This window comes from Bacillus sp. FSL R10-2201, assembly GCF_038008665.1.
Lineage (GTDB): Bacteria > Bacillota > Bacilli > Bacillales > Bacillaceae_G > Bacillus_A > Bacillus_A mycoides.
Genome location: NZ_JBBOZP010000001.1, coordinates 2252698 through 2270355 on the forward strand (window position 1 = coordinate 2252698; position 17658 = coordinate 2270355).

Consider the following 17658-nt stretch of genomic DNA (forward strand, 5'->3'; position numbering starts at 1 on the left):
CATGTGGCAAGTTGTAAAAAGAGATGTGAGATTTTGGCTAGGTGTTACTTTTTTGAGTGTACTAATGATTGTTAGTATTGGAAATACGCTGTTTTTCGATGGGAATATTCGTGAACTAACGATGATGTATAACGAAAAAGGAGAATTAGAGGCTGCTCCGTTTTCACCGTCGAGTAAATTTTGGTTCGGAACTGATGAGAAAGGCCGTGACCTGTTCCAGTTAATAATAGAAGGAGCGAAATGGACAGTTGGTGCAAGTATCGTTATCGCAGTTTTACGTGTAGTAATTGGAGGAGCTATTGGTTTATTACTTGGTATGTACAGTAAACGCTCATTTCCAGTTATCTCATCTTTTTTTGATCCGTTTAGTATTGTACCAATGATTATGATTTCCTATTTTATGTTAAATTCAGTTTTAACGTTCGAAAGTGGAGAGGAGGCTGCTCCGTTTCATTTACGGGTTGCGTTTCAAATTATAGTTCTTGCGTGCCTTGCTGTACCGACTGTTATGTTGTATGTGGCGCAAGAAGTAAAACGTATTAAGAATGAAGAATTTATGTTGGCGGCCACTGTGCTCGGCGGAAGTAAGTGGCAGAGGTTGAAACGCCATGTATGGCCGCATATGTTACCATCATTTCTTTTATTAGTAGCCCAGCAATTTGTAAGTACTTTATTAATCCTCTTGCACCTTGGTTTGTTAGAATTATTTTTTGGCGGAACAATAATTTTTGGTACAGAAGCAGATAGTGTAACAAAAGAATGGACTGGCCTAATTGGTCAAAACTTCCGTCATTTAACCACACATACATGGATTGTACTTATACCAATTGCTTTTTATAGCATGACAATTTTAGCGGGAAATCTAGTTAGTAATAGTATGCAAGATGCGATTAAGCTAGGGAATGTTAGAAGAGCGAATCGGAAGAAGGAAGAAGTGAAAGTAGAGAAACAAATACAGCCTACCGTGAATGATTTTTCATTTCATAGAGAGGTACAAAAATAAAGAAAGATAGCTGAAGACAAATTGTTTTCAGCTATCTTTTTTTCTTTAAAGTGGTGGTAAATCAATCTTACCTTCTTCAAATAATTCTTTTATCATATGTTTCGTATAACCGGCTGCTTGACCAAATGTGATTTTTGCTGGCATTGGTGCTTCATTTACATCTACAACTACATCAATAATGCATGGTTTACTTTGTTTTACTGCATTTTCAAAGGCGGGAAGTAAGTCATCTAACTGTTCTACACGGTATCCAATACCACCGCACGCCTCAGCATATTTTGCGAAATCAGGATTCGTTAAGTCTGTACCAAATTCAATATTTCCCATAACTTCTTGTTCAAATTTAATCATAGCAATTTTATTATTGTTTAATACAACGACAACGATTGGCAGTTTATATTTAACAGCTGTTACGAAGTCATTCATTGTCATTCCGAATCCGCCGTCACCACAAACTGCAAACACTTGTTTATCCGGGAAAGCAATTTTTCCAGCAAGTGCACCAGGTAAACCGCAGCCAAGTGTTGCAAGCCAACTAGAAATGATAAATTTCTGGTTTGTCATGCGGAAGTGCCTTGCAGTCCATACTGTTACATTTCCGACATCGACTGAAAGAATTGCGTCATCTTCTGCTACTTTCTGCAGTGCATGCATAACTCGCTGTGGTTTAATTGGAGTCGAAGAATCTTCTTCTTGATTGTGTAATTTTTCTTCCCACTTTTTCATCATTTCTTGATGATGCTCTAAGAAGGAATGGTCCTCGTGTTTTTCTACATTTTCAATTAACCATTTTAATGTTTTATCAGCATCACCAGCTAAGCCGATATCTGTCGTATAACGTTTCCCGATTTGTGCGGGGTCTGTATCAATATGAAGTGTTTTTGCTTTTTCGGGTAAGAAACCAGTGAACGGATAAGAAGTGCCCACCATAATTAAAGTATCTGCATGTTTCATTGCTTCATAAGAAGGTTTCGTTCCGATTAATCCTAATCCACCGATACAAAGAGGGTGTTCATCAGGAACAATCCCTTTAGCTGGTAATGTAAGTACGATTGGAGCACCGATATGTTCTGCAAATGCAAGCAAAGACTCTCTTGCATGTTTAGCTCCTTTCCCGGCTAAAATAACAGGTTTTTTAGCTTCATTAAGTGCGAGTTTTGCTATAGCTAAATCTTCTTCTTGCGGAAATATTTCAGGTAATGTAAAGGAAGAGTTTGTAATACGTGCACCATTTTTCACTTCGAATTTCGGAACATCATCTGGAATTGTAAGAACTGATACACCTTTTTTTGTATATGCCATTCGAATAGCTTGATTCACTACAGCAGGTAACTGTTCAGCTGACATTATTCGTTGGTTATAAACGGCAACATCATCAAACATTCTTTCTAAGTTTACTTCTTGGAAAAAATCCGTTCCGAGTAAATCGGTTTCTACTTGTCCTGAAATTGCTAGTACGGGAGCTTGATCGAGTTTGGCATCGTATAAACCGTTTAATAAATGAATAGCCCCAGGTCCTGCAATAGCCATACAAACACCAAGTTTTCCTGTTAATTTTGCATAGGCTGCCGCTGCTAACGCGCCAGCTTCTTCATGGCGAACTTGAATAAATTTAATTTTATCTTGTTTTTTTCTTAAAGCTTCAATTATAGAATTGATGGAATCTCCTGGCATACCATATATGTGTTCTACACCCCAGTCAATTAAAAGATCCACTAATGCTTCACCGGCTGTTTTACCAAACATAATCGTTCCTCCTTATAATAGGTAGATACTATTATGTTTTGGAGAAAAAGGAAAAATATACAAGTAATATAACTTATTTGTTTTAGTGATGTCCAGTGAAAAGAGTGAAGACTGTTATTAGTAAAAATCCACTAATAGACCACGATAGAAACGGAAGGAAAGGTAGCTGTTTTTTTGCTTTCCAAAGCATTTCGTGAATTGTGACATAGCCAAGAGAACCAATTGCGCTTCCCATAATAAGTCCTTGTAAATGGAGAGCTTTCCCGTCCATCATAATGCCAAAAACAGTACCGGTCCCTAGGATAAGAGAAAGTAATAAAGTTGTTAATAAAAATGAAATGTATTTATGTTTTGTAAAGAGAAATGGAATAATTAAAGCTAACCCTTCTGGAATATGGTGAATGACAATCGCAAGTAAGAAAGGAATGGCAGAGTCATTATGATTTATAAACGCTGTTCCTAACGCAAATCCACTCGGCATATTATGAATGAATATAGCGAAAGAAAGAAAAAGGAAGGTTTGCCATGCTTGTTGATCTTTCTTATGTATAATCGGATGATGGCAATAGTTATCTAATAAGCTCATAACTAAAATACCGATAGCTATACCGAGCATAGGCCCAATTATTTCATAGCTTGAAAATGTTTCAGGAATAATTTCAAGTGATAATAATCCAAGTAAAATCCCACCACATAATGCGTATAAACGATGCATCTTTTCTTCAATTAGTTGGCGTGTTACTACTCCAACAGCACCTCCTAATAGTAATCCACCGAACGAAAAAAACGTAACGATTATTGGAATCCATAGACGTTCCATATTATCACACTCCGATTCTATACCCTTAATTTCAGCTTACTGATGGGGGAGGGAGATTAGTCCAAATAATTATGTTTGATTATAGAGAAAAATCTATCAACTCGTTATAATCTATATATCGAATTTAACAGAAGATGCGAAATGGGGAATAAGATTGCAAACAAAATGGAGTTTATCCCGCTTTAACGGGCAATAAGACTCCCATCTCAAAAGTCAGGGAATACGAGGCAGTTAGACGGGAGGTCAACTGCCCGTAAAAGCCCGATTGGTTCAACTAATAATCAGTGGGGGATGGACACTCCCCACTGATTAAAGTTTCACTTTATCCGAATGTGAGAATCCAGAACGGTATGATGTAGAAAATAAAAGTTTGTCAGATTTTCCGTTCTTACTATCATGGGTGCAAAAACTAAATATACAAAATGAATGGATTCTAGATATAGCCTGTGGAACAGGGAGAGTTACAATTCCATTCATAGAAAACGGATATCAAATGATTGGTATAGATATACATGAAGGAATGCTTGCTGAAGCGAAGAGTAAATCTGCGAGTTTAAAGAATATAAAGTGGTTACAACAAGACTGCTTGCAATTGAGCGTCGAAGAAACAATTCCGTTAGCATATATGGTTGGCCATGGATTCCAGCATTTTCTTACGAATATACATCAAAATCAGTTGTTAACATCTATTCATAATGCATTAGCTGAGAATGGTATATTTATATTAGATACACGTTTTCCTTCAAAAGAAGAATTAATGCAACCATCTACAGAAGAATATTGGACAACTATTACAGATGAAAAGGGAAGAAGATGTGATTTATATACTGAGCTGAATTATGATTCAATTCAGCAAATACAGCACTACATAACAACAAGAAGGTTTTATGAGGATAATACGCTAGTAGAGGAATTGAAGACAACGATTGATCTTCGCTATACGTATCCGCAGGAGTTAGAAAGATTGCTAGTAGAGAATGGATTTGAATTGTTACATATATACAATGATTGGGATGGGAATGAGTTGCAGGAGGATTGTTATTCTATGGTGGTAGTTTGCCGGAAGAAAAGATAGGGATGCTGAGTATTAGTTGATAAGTGACATAAAGAAGTGCTCCTAAGAATATAACAATCGGACGCGTTTATATAGAAACGCGTCTTTTCTTATATAGTAAGTTATTAGAAAAAATGATCAAACTGTATTTCACATTAACAATAGACTATGTGTCTTTGTTTTTATTGTAAGGAAGAATAAGAGGAGCTGCAGTGGGGTGTTACGGTGGGGACTGTGAAAATACAATTATAGAGAAAATGAAGGATAGCGTCATAATCAAATGTTGTTTACTGTGCTATTAGAGTTTTATATAATATACAAATAAACAAAACTGGATATTTGCCATTTTAGAGGGACATAAAAAAATGTCCTGGTATTTAGATAATGTTTATGAGTTAAATAAAGAAAAACGAATGTAATAAAAATTTACTATACTAACTTTATGGAGAGTAATGTTATGAAAGCAGAAAAAATACTTGAAACACTAGATAGGTACGCGGGGGAGTTTGATTTTCCAGTACTTGATAACTATAATTTTGACTTAGCACAATCCAGAATATCTGTTTTTCGAGAGGAAGACAAGTGGTTCATTGTATTTGAGGTTGTGGGCGTTGATGCAAACCTTGAGATATCGAATAACTTCTATGTGTATAGTAATAGCATGAGACAGCAAGGGTTTTTTTCATGTTTTGATGAAATCTTAACGCTGGTAAATGAAGAGTATTGGTACGATGATGAAGATCGTTTCCTTGTAGATCCTTTTCATATGGAGCTACTGTTGAAAGGAGAACATATTACCTTAACACCAACGGTAGAAGAGTATAAGCGTTTAGGAATTGAAACGGATTCATTTCATCCTACCAAACTTATTCGTTATTTAACTTCTGTATATAAGGAGAAATTCTGGATAAAGCCCTCGGACATGTTAGATGAAATCAATGCAGAATTTAAACCAAATCTATTTTATCAAACAGAAGAATGGGAACATCCTGATGTTAGTGATGATCAAAAACCGAGTGAGAGCATATTCTTTCAAAGTTTAGCTAAAGCGATTGAATTAAATAATGTGAATTTGATAACTGTAGGGAAAGTAAATAATGATTGGACCAATTGGACATGGAGTGATTTTGAAAAACAAGAAGAGGATGATCTTTAAATCAGAAGATGAGGAAAAGATAGAATGTGTTGGTATAGGTTCATAGTAAATCAGCTGTTCTCGCAGTAACGCTTATTTTTGTAAACGTCCACTAAATGATAACATTTCTACATCCTAATTCAATTTGTATATAAGATAAGGAGCTACTCAGTAGCTCCTTATCTTATTATTTGTTCCGTAATAAACGCATACTGTTAAGGATTACAATAAGTGCAGCGCCTGTATCACTTAGGACAGCCATCCAAAGAGTAAGCCAACCTGGGAAGATAAAGGCAAGGGCGATAAATTTAATAATCAATGAGAACCAAATATTTTGTTTTATGATGTGCAATGCTTTCCGACTTAGTTTCATTGTATAAGGAAGTTTTTCAAGATTATCTGCCATTAATACAATATCTGCCGTTTCCATTGCGGTATCAGTTCCTGCACCGCCCATTGCAATCCCTAGGTTTGCAGTAGCGAGGGCAGGGGCATCATTTATGCCGTCCCCAATCATAGCCACTGTTTTTCCTTCAGATTGAAGTTGTTTGACAGAATGAACCTTATCTTCTGGAAGTAAGTTAGCAAAATAGCGATCTACTTTTGCTTTCTGTGCAATGTGTTCTGCGGTTCCTTCATTGTCTCCTGTTAACATAACAGTTTCCCGAATACCTGATTGTTTTAATTCTTGAATTGTTCCATAAGTAGTAGAACGAATGGAATCTGCTACTGAAATCATTCCTAAAATGACTTTGTTCGTTCCAACAAGTATCACGGTTTGACCAATTCTTTGCATCTCCTGAATCGGTTCGTTCCACATTTGAAGTGAAACTCCAAAACCTTCATATAATGCTTTATTTCCAGCGTAGTATGTTTCGCCATCTATCGTTACTTGCGCACCTTTTCCTACAATGGTGCGGAAGTCTGTTCCGCTTTGGATAGAAGTTTGATGCTCTTTCGCATATGCTGTAATTGCTTTGGCAATGGGATGATTAGAGTATTCTTCAATTGTTGCTGCGATGGATAATAACGCATCTTCAGTACAATCTACGCTGCGTACATGCATTACTTTTGGTTTTCCTTCAGTCAATGTTCCTGTTTTATCAAACGCAATAGCATTTAATGAACCTGCGATTTCTAGAGCAGTACCACCTTTAATGAGTACACCGTTTCTTGCTGCATTTCCAATTGCAGATACAATAGCAACAGGAGTTGAGATAACTAAAGCACAAGGACACGCAACAACAAGAAGTTCTAATCCTTTATAAAACCATTCCATCCATTCGCCCATACCAAGAAGGGGAGGGATAATTATGACACCAATTGCTAATACAAAAACGATAGGTGTATAGATTTTTGCGAAACGATCTACAAATGCTTCTGTCGGTGCTTTATTTTCCTGTGCTTCCTCTACAAGATGAATAATTCGAGATAATGTAGTATCCTCAACAAGTTTAGTTACTGTAATCTCAATCGAACCTTCTTCATTGATTGTTCCTGCATATACGGAATCGCCAATTTGTTTATCGATTGGGATAGATTCACCAGTTATTGGCGCTTGGTTTACAGTAGAAGTACCTCCTATAACTGTGCCGTCTAATGGGATTTTTTCACCTGGCTTTACAACAATCGTTGTATTCACTGCAATATCATCAACAGATTTTTTTATAAGTTCAGTTCCAATTTTTACCCAAGCTTCTGATGGGGCTAAATCAATTAATCCACGAATAGATTCTCTTGTGCGTTCAATAGATTTATTTTGTAGCGTTGCCCCTAATGCAAATAGCCAAACAACTGTTGCGCCTTCTAGCCATTGACCAATTAATGCGGCACCAATAGCGGCTGATATCATGAGAACGTTCATATCGAGTGATTTACTTCTAATTGCATAAAAGGCACTTTTAGCAGGTTTATAACCACTAATACCAATGCTCACCGCATAGAGAAGTGTAATAAGAAGAGGGGATATGTTTGTAAAGTTTCCTCCAAATCCTAAAGCTAAAAATAATCCTGAGAGAATCAAAGTTGTATTTTTTGATTTTGAAACAGGTGTTGATCCTCTACGAGCTCCAGCTAAAGTGGCTTCAAAGCCTGCGTTAGATACTTCTTTTATAATGTCATCCACATTTCGGTCATGACGAATATGCATTTTTCCAGTAGCGAAGTTTACTCGAACTTCCTCTACGCCAGAAACGTTGTGTAGATGCTTTTCGATTGTTAAAGCGCATGCACCGCAATCCATACCTTCTACAAGATAAGTTTGTACGCCATCTCCTGATATTTTCTGAGTATTAAGAAGAGGTGATGGATCTTCACATGAGCTATCACTACAGCAAGAAGATTTTGATGTCATTGATTCTTTTTGTAGGGCTAATTCAGCTGAACAACAAGTTTCAGTTTTAATAGAATTGTTGTTACTACTACAGCAAGAGGTTTCCTTAGTAATAGGGATAATTGGAATCTCTGTTTTAGAAGAGCAACATGACGATGTTTCTTTTGTAGTTTTTTCTTTTTCAGTTTTGGTTTCACCATTACAACAAGAAGTGTTTTTAACAATTGGCACAATAGGAATCTCTTTTTTGGAAGAGCAACAAGATGCAGTTTCCGTTGCTAATTCTTCTTTTGTGGATGCTATGGAAGAATTTTCACAGCAATTTGTTTGTTTTTCGCTCTCCTTTTTATCTGTCATATCAGTTCTCTCCTTTTTGAGATAAACAACCATCGTTTTTATCACATGATGCTACTTCATTTTGCACCTCATGAAAGACAACATCGAACATTGTAAGTAACTGTTCAATTTGTGTACTGCGTAAAGAATAGTAGACATACTTTCCTTCTTGTCTACCTAGGATGATGCCGCATCCTTTTAAACAGTTTAGGTGTTGTGAGATATTTGACTGATTTCCTTTAGTGATTTCTACAATTTCGGATACCGTTTTTTCACCATCTAACATACATTGAAGAATCTGAAGTCTAGTTTTATCAGCAAAGCCTCGAATAAATTTGGCTTTTATATCTAAGTCATTTGAGTTACACAATCGTATCCTCTCCATTCGTATTAGTAATAACTAATATGTTTATTCTTTATTCATATTAGCATTGGCTAATATGTGTGTCAAAATGTTTTCGAAAAGTCTGATAAAAATTACTGAGCTTTGTTTTTTGCTGTGAGAAGGAATGTAAATAATGAATAAAAAATAATATAGTTAGTGGAAGCGAAGGGTATGTTATAGTGTTTGGTGCACGCATTAAGAAATTTTAGGAAACAGGGGAGAGAAGTTCTTTGTTTAATTTTCAGGGTATTTCAAATGTAAACATTGACTGGGATTTATTTCTCATGCTAACATATAGATAATTTAATCAAGGCGGTGGAAATATATTGGACTCAGATGTTGACTCGGATAGGTGGCTAAATGACCTCGATTTTCTCAGAGTACCCCTCATCATTTTGAGAATGTAGATTGTATACAATCTCATGTTAATGTGTATGAAATTGTAGGTATGGAAAGAGAAAATATATCAGGAGGTGAATCCTTTAGTTTCAAGGAAGCTAAGGGAATTAGTTGGACATATTTAATTTAATCATGGTAGCGGTTTTAATCGCATGTACTGCATTTTTCGTGGCAATTGAGTTTGCTATTGTAAAAGTAAGAGGATCAAAGATTGATCAATTTGTATTAGAAGGAAAGAAGGGTGCGCTGGCAGCTAAGAAAGTGACATCAAACTTGGATGAATATTTGTCAGCTTGTCAATTAGGGATTACAGTTACAGCAATGGGCCTCGGGGCACTAGGTGAACCAACGATTGAGAGACTTTTACATCCTTTATTTGATAAGTGGAACATTAATCCTTCTATTGCAGGTGTATTATCTTTAGGAATTGCTTTTACTATAATGACGTACTTACATGTTGTAGTTGGTGAGTTAGCACCAAAAACATTTGCGATTCAAAAGGCTGAGAAGGTTACTTTATTACTTTCGGCTCCGCTTATCTGGTTCTACAAAATCATGTATCCGTTTATTCGCTTGTTAAATGGCTCTGCAAGGATGATAACAGGAATGTTCGGCTTAAAACCTGCATCAGAGCATGATGTAGCACATACAGAAGAAGAATTACGATTGATTCTTTCTGAAAGTTATGAACGTGGAGAAATTAATCAAGCTGAATACAAATATGTAAATAATATTTTTGAATTTGATAATCGTATTGCGAAAGAAATCATGGTCCCTCGTACAGAAATTATAGGGCTACATGTAGATAATTCTTTAGCAGACCATATGAAAATAATCCGTGATGAAAAGTACACACGTTACCCAGTATTTGGGGAAGATAAAGATGAAATCATTGGTATGGTGAATGTGAAAGATTTCTTTATCCGTTATATGAATAAGGAAGCAAAAGAATTCAGTTCTATTCAATCGTATACGCGTCCAGTAATTGAAGTAATTGAGACCATACCAATACATAATCTTTTACTACAAATGCAAAAGAAACGTATTCCGTTGGCTGTGTTATATGATGAATACGGCGGTACGGCTGGTATTGTAACCATTGAGGATATTCTGGAAGAGATTGTAGGAGAAATCCGTGATGAATACGATGAAGATGAGCGTCCTCCCATCCAACAAATGAAGGAAGGTCATGTTGTCGTAGAAGGTAAAGTATTAATTAGTGAATTAAATGATTTACTAGGATTACATATGAATGATAGTGATGTTGACACGATTGGTGGTTGGATTCTGATGCAGAATTATGATATCCAGGAAGGGCAAACAGTGAATAGCGAAGGATATGCATTTAAAATTCTTTCTAAAGACCCTCACCAAATCAAACGTGTTGAAATACAAAAAGAAATGTTGGAAGCAGCAACTGTATAGTTGCTGCTTTTATCCTTTTTGGCAAGAAGACTCCATCTGATTTGTGTTACGGGTGAAACCCAACAATTCAGGTGTAGATGAATTGCCGTCAGAAGGTAGGCTGAACTCTTTTGTTTCGTTCATAACAATTTTTTGAGGGCGAATATTTGTTTCTTTTTGTCTTACGATATAATCTGCCCTTAGATAAGGAGGGAATATATCGTAAGACAACGAAATTGGATAATAATAATCATTCGGTTACTTGCGCTAAAAGGAATTACGATGAAGACCATGTTCACATTTTGTTCCAAGTATTGATTTGTTAAAAGTAACTAATGATTTTAATAAACCCTCTGAGAAAGGTGGTGAAAACAATGGCTAGAAAGAAAGCAGTGAAAGTATTACGTAAACAAAAGAAAAGAGAAAACATACAACGATTCACGCAGAAACAGAATATCGGACGAGCTTGCCTTACTGCGAAAGAATTTCGCTTACTGCAACGCATGTCACATAGTTCAAAAGCGTTGCGAAATGTTGGATTATACACAATTAAACAAAGTTACTTGAATAATAACAAGATGGCTACTGTAAAAGAAGTGGACACTGCCATGCAAGCCGATATGAATTACTGGGGCATTCAATCAAACTCTGTTCAAGCGATTCGTAGATCCTTATTTACAGAAGTAAAAAGCTTTTTTAAAGGATTGGAACAGTGGAAGAAAAAACCTGAAACCTTCGCAGGTCGTCCTAAGTTTCCGAATTATTCTGGTTCAACTGACAAACGAATTATTGAAATCTATCAAGTTCCAAAAGTGGATGATAACGGGTATTGGATGATTCCAATGAATGTTGCATTCAGGAAAAAATTCGGTTCCATTAAAATACGTATGCCTAAAAATGTAAGAAATAAAAAAATCTCCTACATTGAGATTGTACCGAAGCAAAAAGGTCGGTTCTTTGAGGTGCATTACACATATGAAATGCACGTTTCTCAAATGAAGAAACCATCCACGACTACTAGTAACGCTTTGAGTTGCGATTTAGGTGTAGATAGATTATTAAGTTGCGTAACAAATACAGGTGATGCATTTTTAATTGATGGAAAAAAACTAAAATCTATTAACCAGTACTTCAACAAAATGATACGTAATCTCCAACTGAAAAATGTGGAAAATGGACTTTCTAAACGAGTTGTAACGAACAAAATGGCTGCACTTTGGCATAAACGGGAACGACAAATAAATGGTTACATTTCACAAACTGTCGGCTTGTTGTTCAAAAAAGTGAAAGCATGTAACATAGATATGGTTGTCGTAGGGTATAACACTGGTTGGAAACAAAAATCTGATATGGGGAAAAAGAATAATCAAAAATTTGTTCAAATCCCATTTCATAAACTGATTGCAGCGATTGAGAATAAATGTATAAAAGAAGGTATACGATTTTTAAAACAAGAAGAAAGCTATACTTCAAAAGCTAGTTTTCTTGATAAAGATAAGATTCCAGTTTGGTCTAAGGAGGATAGGACTCATTATCGCTTTAGTGGCAAACGAATCACTCGTGGTCTGTATCAAAGTAAATCAGGAACATGTATCCATGCTGATATTAATGGTGCATTGAATACATTGGAAAAATCAAAAATTGTACAATTGGATGACAATCTCAAAGTGAAAACGCCGATTCTATTAAAAGTGCAAAAACGTAGGGCTTTTGCTTCGCGCATAGCTTAGTGGGTGTGTCAACCATCCATGTGTACTCGACTTGTCGGGGCCTGTAGCACACGCCGGATTCATCTGAGTGGTGGCTTCTTCTATAAGGAAGAACTGCTCTTTTTCGAAAGGGTGGTGCAAGTGGGGAAACGATTATTCGTTTCTAGTACCAACCAAAAACATACTTGGGGTGTTACTGTGAGGTGGCATGAATGCTAGAGCGTCAACTGTCTAGTGATAGATGAAAAGACCTAGCGTTCTAACTCAAGCCCCCACTGAAACGCTTCATCTCAGTGGGGATAGTTGACTCAGCTGATAACATGGTAGCCCTCCTTATTAAATTCATTGATCAACTTTTTACCTGTTAACACATTACCGAAATAGGGAATGATTGGTTCCTTTGCATTCCAGGTTCAACACTCCTTCGATATTGTAAAATGTATCTCATTTATACAAATTGTAATATAATTTAAATGTAAATTCGTAGCGTAAAATAGATTAAAAGTAACAAATGTTGAGAAAGGATTCCCTTGTCAAAATTAGTATTTGTATTTCACTAGATAATAAAAAATGTAGAATGATTTTATTTCTGACATTGTTATTTAATAGTAATCAAAATACAAAATAAAGAATTTTCTCGGCTGGAAATTGTTACATACTCATAAAATGGAGGCAATAGTTATGCAGCAAATTAAAAAAATAGGAAACGCATTTTGGTACATGACACCTGTTTCCGAGACTGATAGACCTATCTTAGGAATGGTAGTTGGAAAAGAAAAGACTTTGATGATAGATGCAGGTAATTCAGAAGCACATACACAATTGTTTTTAGAAATGCTAAAAGAGCAAAATATCTCAAATCCTGATTTTGTAGCATTAACGCATTGGCACTGGGATCATATTTTTGGATTGCCTGTATTACAAAATGCATTGTCTATCGCACATTTTGAAACAAAAAAAGAGATGAACACACTTGTTTCTTATGAGTGGTCGGATGAGGCATTGGACACACGAGTGAAAGAAGGTACAGAAATTGAATTTTGTGCGGACTGTATAAAAAAAGAGTTCAGTGAAAAACCAAGAAATATTCAAATTCTTCCGCCGTCCTTAACCTTTCAGAAACAACTTGAATTAGACCTTGGTGATGTGACATGTGTGTTAGAGCATGTGGGCGGGAACCATTCACATGACTCTGTTGTCATTTATATTAAAGAAGAAAAGATTTTATTTTTAGGAGATTGTATTTATGCAGATATTTTTTCTTCTAAGTGGAACTATACGACGAAACGAACGTTTAAACTGATACAAGAGTTAGAGAAATTTGATGCCGAGACCTATATTCTTTCACATGGGGAAGCTATGGATCGAAATGAATTTTTGCGAGAGATTCGTTTATTAAAAACAGTAGGAACTTATACGGAAACTCATAAAGGCGATGAAGAGAAGATAAAGGCAGCATATAAACAAGAACTAGATAGAGAATTAAATGAAGATGAGCTAGAAACAATAACGTACTTTGTAAATGGTTATGAAATGGTTAATCTGTAAAACCTAACTCAAACCAGATTGAAGCTTATTCTGATTTGAATATAATTAAACTGTACAAAAAGAGTATTGAAAGTTAATTCAATACTCTTTTTAATAATTAAATATTTAGTCCCAACCAATTTCTAAATTTTTTTGCTGGCTCATCATCTGGGTTTACACCACTTTCAAGACTGGTTGTGAACGGTAACCACTGCCAATCCTCGCATCCTACAAAAGCTATTCTTGACCAATTATCAATGAATTCAATGAAATTATTCGCAATCTTATATCCATGTCCTTCTCCATCCTCGTGACTTAGGTAAATTATCGGAGCATCTATATTATCTTGCATATCAAATGCTAAATAATCCCCATTGCCCACTTCACAAAATGCTAATTTATTATGCCACACTATATCATATTCATCTTCAGGATTTGGAAAAACCGTGTCAATCCAGTCTTTTCGTTCTTTTTCAAACTCAGAAAGACTTTCTAAACTCCAGTGGGGTGTTCCGCAAAAAATTTCACGAAATTCATTTGGTAGCTCCATATCGTCAGGTAAAAACCAGCGTAAGCTAAAATTTCCTGAGAACTCTAAAAGTACTTTTTTGAAACTATTTGGTAATTTAACACCAAGTTTTTTTTCCACTTGGATTATCTTTTCAAGAGAAGATGGTTCATCTATACAAACTTCTTGAACTTCACCGCCTATTTCTTTAATTCTAGAAGTTATTATTTCTATTCTTTCTTTTAGTAACTCGTAATCCATCATATCACCCCATGTTATATTAATTAAAGTATATCATTCTTAATATACTTTTCGTTTGGGTTTCTAACTTTTAGGAGTGATTTCTCAGAATATATGTATTGTAATCTTAAAAGTTATTTTTCGTAAAATTGAGGTTTCAAGTAGCAGCTTTTTTAGCTAATTCAGTAATATATTCAAAGAATACATCACGTTTTACATCATAAACGACATTTACAGGTCGCCCATCATCAGTTGCCACTGTACGTCCTTGACTAGGTCCGTATGTATGAACAATACTTTTAATCGCTTGTACCTTTGCAAGATCAGCTTTCCCAGCAAAGGCAGCGGTTAATACATCCCACAAATAGTAGGTAGAGTTCGTTGAGAAGTGAACGAGAGGGGGAACCATTGCATAGCATTGACCAAGGAAATCAACACCAATATACTTACGCTCTTTTGCCCACTGTTCACGTATGTCTATAGTTAGCGGAACCTGGTTTGTACTTTCTAGAGTTACTAAATCAATGATTATATTAGCATTCCAAACACGAGCTACTGCTTCGGGATCCCAAAATGAATTCCACTCGGCTGTTCCGTCATGTTCTGGCTCATGTACATTGCCTGCAGTACGAAATGTACCGCCCATCCAAACGAGACGTTCAATTTTATCTTCGATTATTGGAGATTCATATAGTGCACGATCAAGGTCAGTCAGGGGCCCTGTAAATAATAAAGTTGTTTTTCCATCAGTTTGTAGAAGAGTCTCTATTATATGATGATGTGCAGGTTTTTTTGATGCAGGTGTAACAACTTTCCCAAACTCATTTAAAATTGGTAAAGCATCTACATAAAATGCATGCATCCGCCATTCTTTTGGAAATGGGTTTTTTCCACGAGAGTTGGACGCTGCTACCTCAATATTATTTTTGCCGAAGCGATCTATAATTTTACGACTGGCAGACATTGCTGGTTCTAAATAACAATCTGCAGGAATAACTGAAACACCTGTAAGTTCTACATTTTCCATCTGGAGTAGTAAAAATAGTGATATTAAATCATCTACACCACCATCATGATTGAAGTACACTTTTTTCATCATTTTAATCTCCATTCTTTAATATTTAACCAGGAATTAAATTTTAATTGATGAAAAATCATCAATAATTTCCACCACTTCAATTCTCCCATTAATCAGTAACTCAGGAAGTTCATTTCTAACGTTTCCTTTCCAATACTCTCTAGCTTGTTCCATTTTTTGAGCGAAAGGAATACCATCTTCTTTCGGTAAAAGATTTCCGTCACCTTCAAAAGAACTACCGATCACTCGTAGTTTAACAATCTGTAAAACATCTCGATTATAAGAATCAAATAAAGCTTTCCATTTCAAAGCATCTTCATAGCTTTTGGCAGCATATAAGCAAGACAACCTTGACGGGTATTCAGGAAATTCTTGCAGCCTAACCATTTCCACAATCGTTTCTCTAACTGCTCTAATTGTTTGATCTATATAATTCAGAACTACTTTAGCATTTTCATTATTTATATGTAATTCTTCATTGATATAATGCCTTTTTAAAATTTGAATGGAGTCTTCATCATTAGAATTTAATTGTTCTCTTTCAAAAAAGAAGTGATAGAGGGTATTAGTTTGATTTTTGTCAAAGTGAATGATTTGTCCAATACTCATTATTTTCCTTGTAACGATGTGATATGCGTAAAATTCTGCGTTATTCATGGTTATCCTCCTAGTAGTAATTATCATATAATTCAATATTAAATGTAATAATTCAACATCAAAATATATAAAACCTTTGTAAGTAAAAAGTTATAAAGTGGGAGGATTGGAGTGAAGAGTGAAAGAAATGCACGTAAACGCTTTAAAAATGTTCACAAAATGTTCACTTACGAAGGAGTTTCCAATATCGATATAATGACAAAGACTCAAAGAGAAGGGATGATGAAAATTGCCAACAACAAGAAAGGAAAACCTCCAATTTGGTATGATGATGTGCCTCGGGATGGTTATCGTTATGACGTTTTACAATTTATTAATGAATGGAGCAGGAGGGCCAATTCATATTAAGGAGATCGCATTAGAACTAATAATTGGATTTATTATTGCGCTATTAATTGAAATATGTATCGTAGGACCGTGTGCGAAATAGATTGTATTTGCATTACCATTTGATAAATCAAAAAAAGTAAACATGATTATTGCGATGGCAACAACAATGGTAATCGGAATGGTATTCTTTATGTCATTTTACGGAATGGCTATGATGTATTTACATAATGGGTTACATGGTGACTCATTCGCTTCAATTTATTTCTCGATTTTCATTAAAAATTTCATTATGGCGTACCCACTTCAATTAATAATAATGGGACCTCTTGTACGTTTCTTATTTGGAAAGTTTGTTTTGAAGAATAAAGCTGTTAATGTAGCATAGTTTTAATTACTAAAATATTATATACGGATGAAGTGTTTTAAACACATCTCACATATTTTGAGATGTGTTTTTTCGTGTACATTACTAATTATTTTCATATTGATGTGACATTTGTCCTTTTGTCGTTGTAGTATTGTAGCTTTTAATTAAATCATAGATAGAAGATTAGGAGATGATTTTTTTGAAAGGTATTTTACTTTCAGTTTTTGGAGGAGTATTCATTACACTTCAAGGTACGTTTAATGCGAAACTTAGTTCAGATATCGGTATATGGTCGACGAGTATTATGACGCATTTAATTGGGTTTCTTATTGCAACAACTATATTTTTGTTAAAGAAAGAAGAGAAAGTAACGGATTTAAAGGGTGTAAAAAAAGTATATTTAGCAGCTGGCGCACTTGGTGGGTTGATTATTTGTGCGGAAACAATGGCGATATATTCAATGGGAGTTACATTAACAGCTGGAACACTTATGGTTGCTCAATTATTAACAGCTACTGTTATTGAAATGAAAGGATTATTTCATATAAAAAAGATACAAATGGAGAGATACCATATTGTGGGGACAATAGTAATGATTTTAGGTATTTTTGTGTTTAATATGTAAGGA

Annotated in this window: 14 protein-coding genes and 1 pseudogene; 8 read left to right on the forward strand and 7 right to left on the reverse strand. The window is 35.3% G+C overall.

Annotated features, from left to right (window positions below; translation table 11 throughout):
• Window position 1 precedes the first annotated feature (1 nt).
• Window positions 2-1003: an ABC transporter permease gene (locus tag NSQ69_RS11665; RefSeq protein WP_002127307.1), complete on the forward strand. Its 1002-nt coding sequence runs from the start codon at window positions 2-4 to the stop codon at window positions 1001-1003.
• A gap of 45 nt (window positions 1004-1048) precedes the next feature.
• Here NSQ69_RS11665 and NSQ69_RS11670 read toward each other — a convergent pair whose 3' ends face one another.
• Both NSQ69_RS11670 and NSQ69_RS11675 read right to left on the reverse strand, forming a co-directional pair.
• Window positions 1049-2749 (reverse strand): pyruvate oxidase, encoded by a 1701-nt coding sequence (locus NSQ69_RS11670; RefSeq protein WP_016120175.1) that lies wholly within the window; start codon window positions 2747-2749, stop codon window positions 1049-1051.
• 82 nt (window positions 2750-2831) lie between these two features.
• On the reverse strand, window positions 2832-3569 hold the full coding sequence (locus NSQ69_RS11675; RefSeq protein WP_016120176.1) for a ZIP family metal transporter: 738 nt from the start codon (window positions 3567-3569) through the stop codon (window positions 2832-2834).
• A 370-nt stretch (window positions 3570-3939) separates the two neighbouring features.
• Here NSQ69_RS11675 and NSQ69_RS11680 point away from each other — a divergent pair, with 370 nt between their 5' ends.
• Together NSQ69_RS11680 and NSQ69_RS11685 are read left to right on the forward strand one after the other, a co-directional pair.
• The gene (locus NSQ69_RS11680) at window positions 3940-4644 is read left to right on the forward strand and encodes a class I SAM-dependent methyltransferase (RefSeq protein WP_050000728.1); all 705 of its coding nucleotides are present in this window, start codon (window positions 3940-3942) and stop codon (window positions 4642-4644) included.
• A gap of 436 nt (window positions 4645-5080) precedes the next feature.
• Window positions 5081-5779, forward strand: a complete 699-nt coding sequence (locus NSQ69_RS11685) for a DUF7003 family protein (RefSeq protein WP_002200539.1) — start codon at window positions 5081-5083, stop codon at window positions 5777-5779.
• Window positions 5780-5945: 166 nt separating this feature from the next.
• Here the strand turns inward: NSQ69_RS11685 and NSQ69_RS11690 are convergent, their stop codons facing one another.
• Both NSQ69_RS11690 and NSQ69_RS11695 read right to left on the reverse strand, forming a co-directional pair.
• Complete coding sequence (locus tag NSQ69_RS11690) at window positions 5946-8447, reverse strand: heavy metal translocating P-type ATPase (RefSeq protein ID WP_050000729.1); 2502 nt, start codon at window positions 8445-8447, stop codon at window positions 5946-5948.
• A gap of 1 nt (window position 8448) precedes the next feature.
• Window positions 8449-8796, reverse strand: coding sequence for an ArsR/SmtB family transcription factor (locus NSQ69_RS11695; RefSeq protein WP_002109853.1), 348 nt, complete (start codon window positions 8794-8796; stop codon window positions 8449-8451).
• Window positions 8797-9321: 525 nt separating this feature from the next.
• Here NSQ69_RS11695 and NSQ69_RS11700 point away from each other — a divergent pair.
• The 3 genes from NSQ69_RS11700 to NSQ69_RS11710 all read left to right on the forward strand — a co-directional run bounded on the left by NSQ69_RS11700 (window position 9322) and on the right by NSQ69_RS11710 (window position 13871).
• Window positions 9322-10635 carry a hemolysin family protein gene (locus tag NSQ69_RS11700; protein WP_002189551.1) on the forward strand — a complete coding sequence of 438 codons (1314 nt, stop codon included), beginning with the start codon at window positions 9322-9324 and terminating at the stop codon, window positions 10633-10635.
• Window positions 10636-10988: 353 nt separating this feature from the next.
• Window positions 10989-12344, forward strand: coding sequence for an RNA-guided endonuclease TnpB family protein (locus NSQ69_RS11705; RefSeq protein ID WP_050000731.1), 1356 nt, complete (start codon window positions 10989-10991; stop codon window positions 12342-12344).
• Between the two features lie 660 nt (window positions 12345-13004).
• Window positions 13005-13871, forward strand: a complete 867-nt coding sequence (locus NSQ69_RS11710; RefSeq protein ID WP_088045573.1) for an MBL fold metallo-hydrolase — start codon at window positions 13005-13007, stop codon at window positions 13869-13871.
• Window positions 13872-13968: 97 nt separating this feature from the next.
• On the opposite strand, the gene NSQ69_RS11715 is transcribed toward NSQ69_RS11710, so the two are convergent.
• From NSQ69_RS11715 to NSQ69_RS11725, 3 genes are all read right to left on the reverse strand, one after another.
• Window positions 13969-14619 carry an SMI1/KNR4 family protein gene (locus NSQ69_RS11715; protein WP_033728062.1) on the reverse strand — a complete coding sequence of 217 codons (651 nt, stop codon included), beginning with the start codon at window positions 14617-14619 and terminating at the stop codon, window positions 13969-13971.
• Window positions 14620-14755: 136 nt separating this feature from the next.
• Window positions 14756-15697, reverse strand: a complete 942-nt coding sequence (locus NSQ69_RS11720; protein WP_341099251.1) for a nucleoside hydrolase — start codon at window positions 15695-15697, stop codon at window positions 14756-14758.
• Between the two features lie 33 nt (window positions 15698-15730).
• Complete coding sequence (locus tag NSQ69_RS11725; RefSeq protein ID WP_050000734.1) at window positions 15731-16333, reverse strand: DUF2441 domain-containing protein; 603 nt, start codon at window positions 16331-16333, stop codon at window positions 15731-15733.
• Between the two features lie 229 nt (window positions 16334-16562).
• Between NSQ69_RS11725 and NSQ69_RS11730 the strand changes: the two are divergent.
• Both NSQ69_RS11730 and NSQ69_RS11735 read left to right on the forward strand, forming a co-directional pair.
• Window positions 16563-17048, forward strand: a pseudogene (locus NSQ69_RS11730) (DUF2798 domain-containing protein).
• Between the two features lie 181 nt (window positions 17049-17229).
• On the forward strand, window positions 17230-17655 hold the full coding sequence (locus tag NSQ69_RS11735) for a DMT family transporter (protein WP_002127319.1): 426 nt from the start codon (window positions 17230-17232) through the stop codon (window positions 17653-17655).
• Window positions 17656-17658: the final 3 nt, after the last annotated feature.

What these genes read in the sequence shown, in the direction of transcription:
- NSQ69_RS11665 (WP_002127307.1), top strand. Translation starts at nt 2, where the DNA reads ATGTGGCAAGTTGTAAAAAGAGATGTGAGATTTTGGCTAGGTGTTACT.
- NSQ69_RS11670 (WP_016120175.1), bottom strand. Translation starts at nt 2,749, where the DNA reads ATGTTTGGTAAAACAGCCGGTGAAGCATTAGTGGATCTTTTAATTGAC.
- NSQ69_RS11675 (WP_016120176.1), bottom strand. Translation starts at nt 3,569, where the DNA reads ATGGAACGTCTATGGATTCCAATAATCGTTACGTTTTTTTCGTTCGGT.
- NSQ69_RS11685 (WP_002200539.1), top strand. Translation starts at nt 5,081, where the DNA reads ATGAAAGCAGAAAAAATACTTGAAACACTAGATAGGTACGCGGGGGAG.
- NSQ69_RS11690 (WP_050000729.1), bottom strand. Translation starts at nt 8,447, where the DNA reads ATGACAGATAAAAAGGAGAGCGAAAAACAAACAAATTGCTGTGAAAAT.
- NSQ69_RS11705 (WP_050000731.1), top strand. Translation starts at nt 10,989, where the DNA reads ATGGCTAGAAAGAAAGCAGTGAAAGTATTACGTAAACAAAAGAAAAGA.
- NSQ69_RS11710 (WP_088045573.1), top strand. Translation starts at nt 13,005, where the DNA reads ATGCAGCAAATTAAAAAAATAGGAAACGCATTTTGGTACATGACACCT.
- NSQ69_RS11715 (WP_033728062.1), bottom strand. Translation starts at nt 14,619, where the DNA reads ATGGATTACGAGTTACTAAAAGAAAGAATAGAAATAATAACTTCTAGA.
- NSQ69_RS11720 (WP_341099251.1), bottom strand. Translation starts at nt 15,697, where the DNA reads ATGATGAAAAAAGTGTACTTCAATCATGATGGTGGTGTAGATGATTTA.
- NSQ69_RS11725 (WP_050000734.1), bottom strand. Translation starts at nt 16,333, where the DNA reads ATGAATAACGCAGAATTTTACGCATATCACATCGTTACAAGGAAAATA.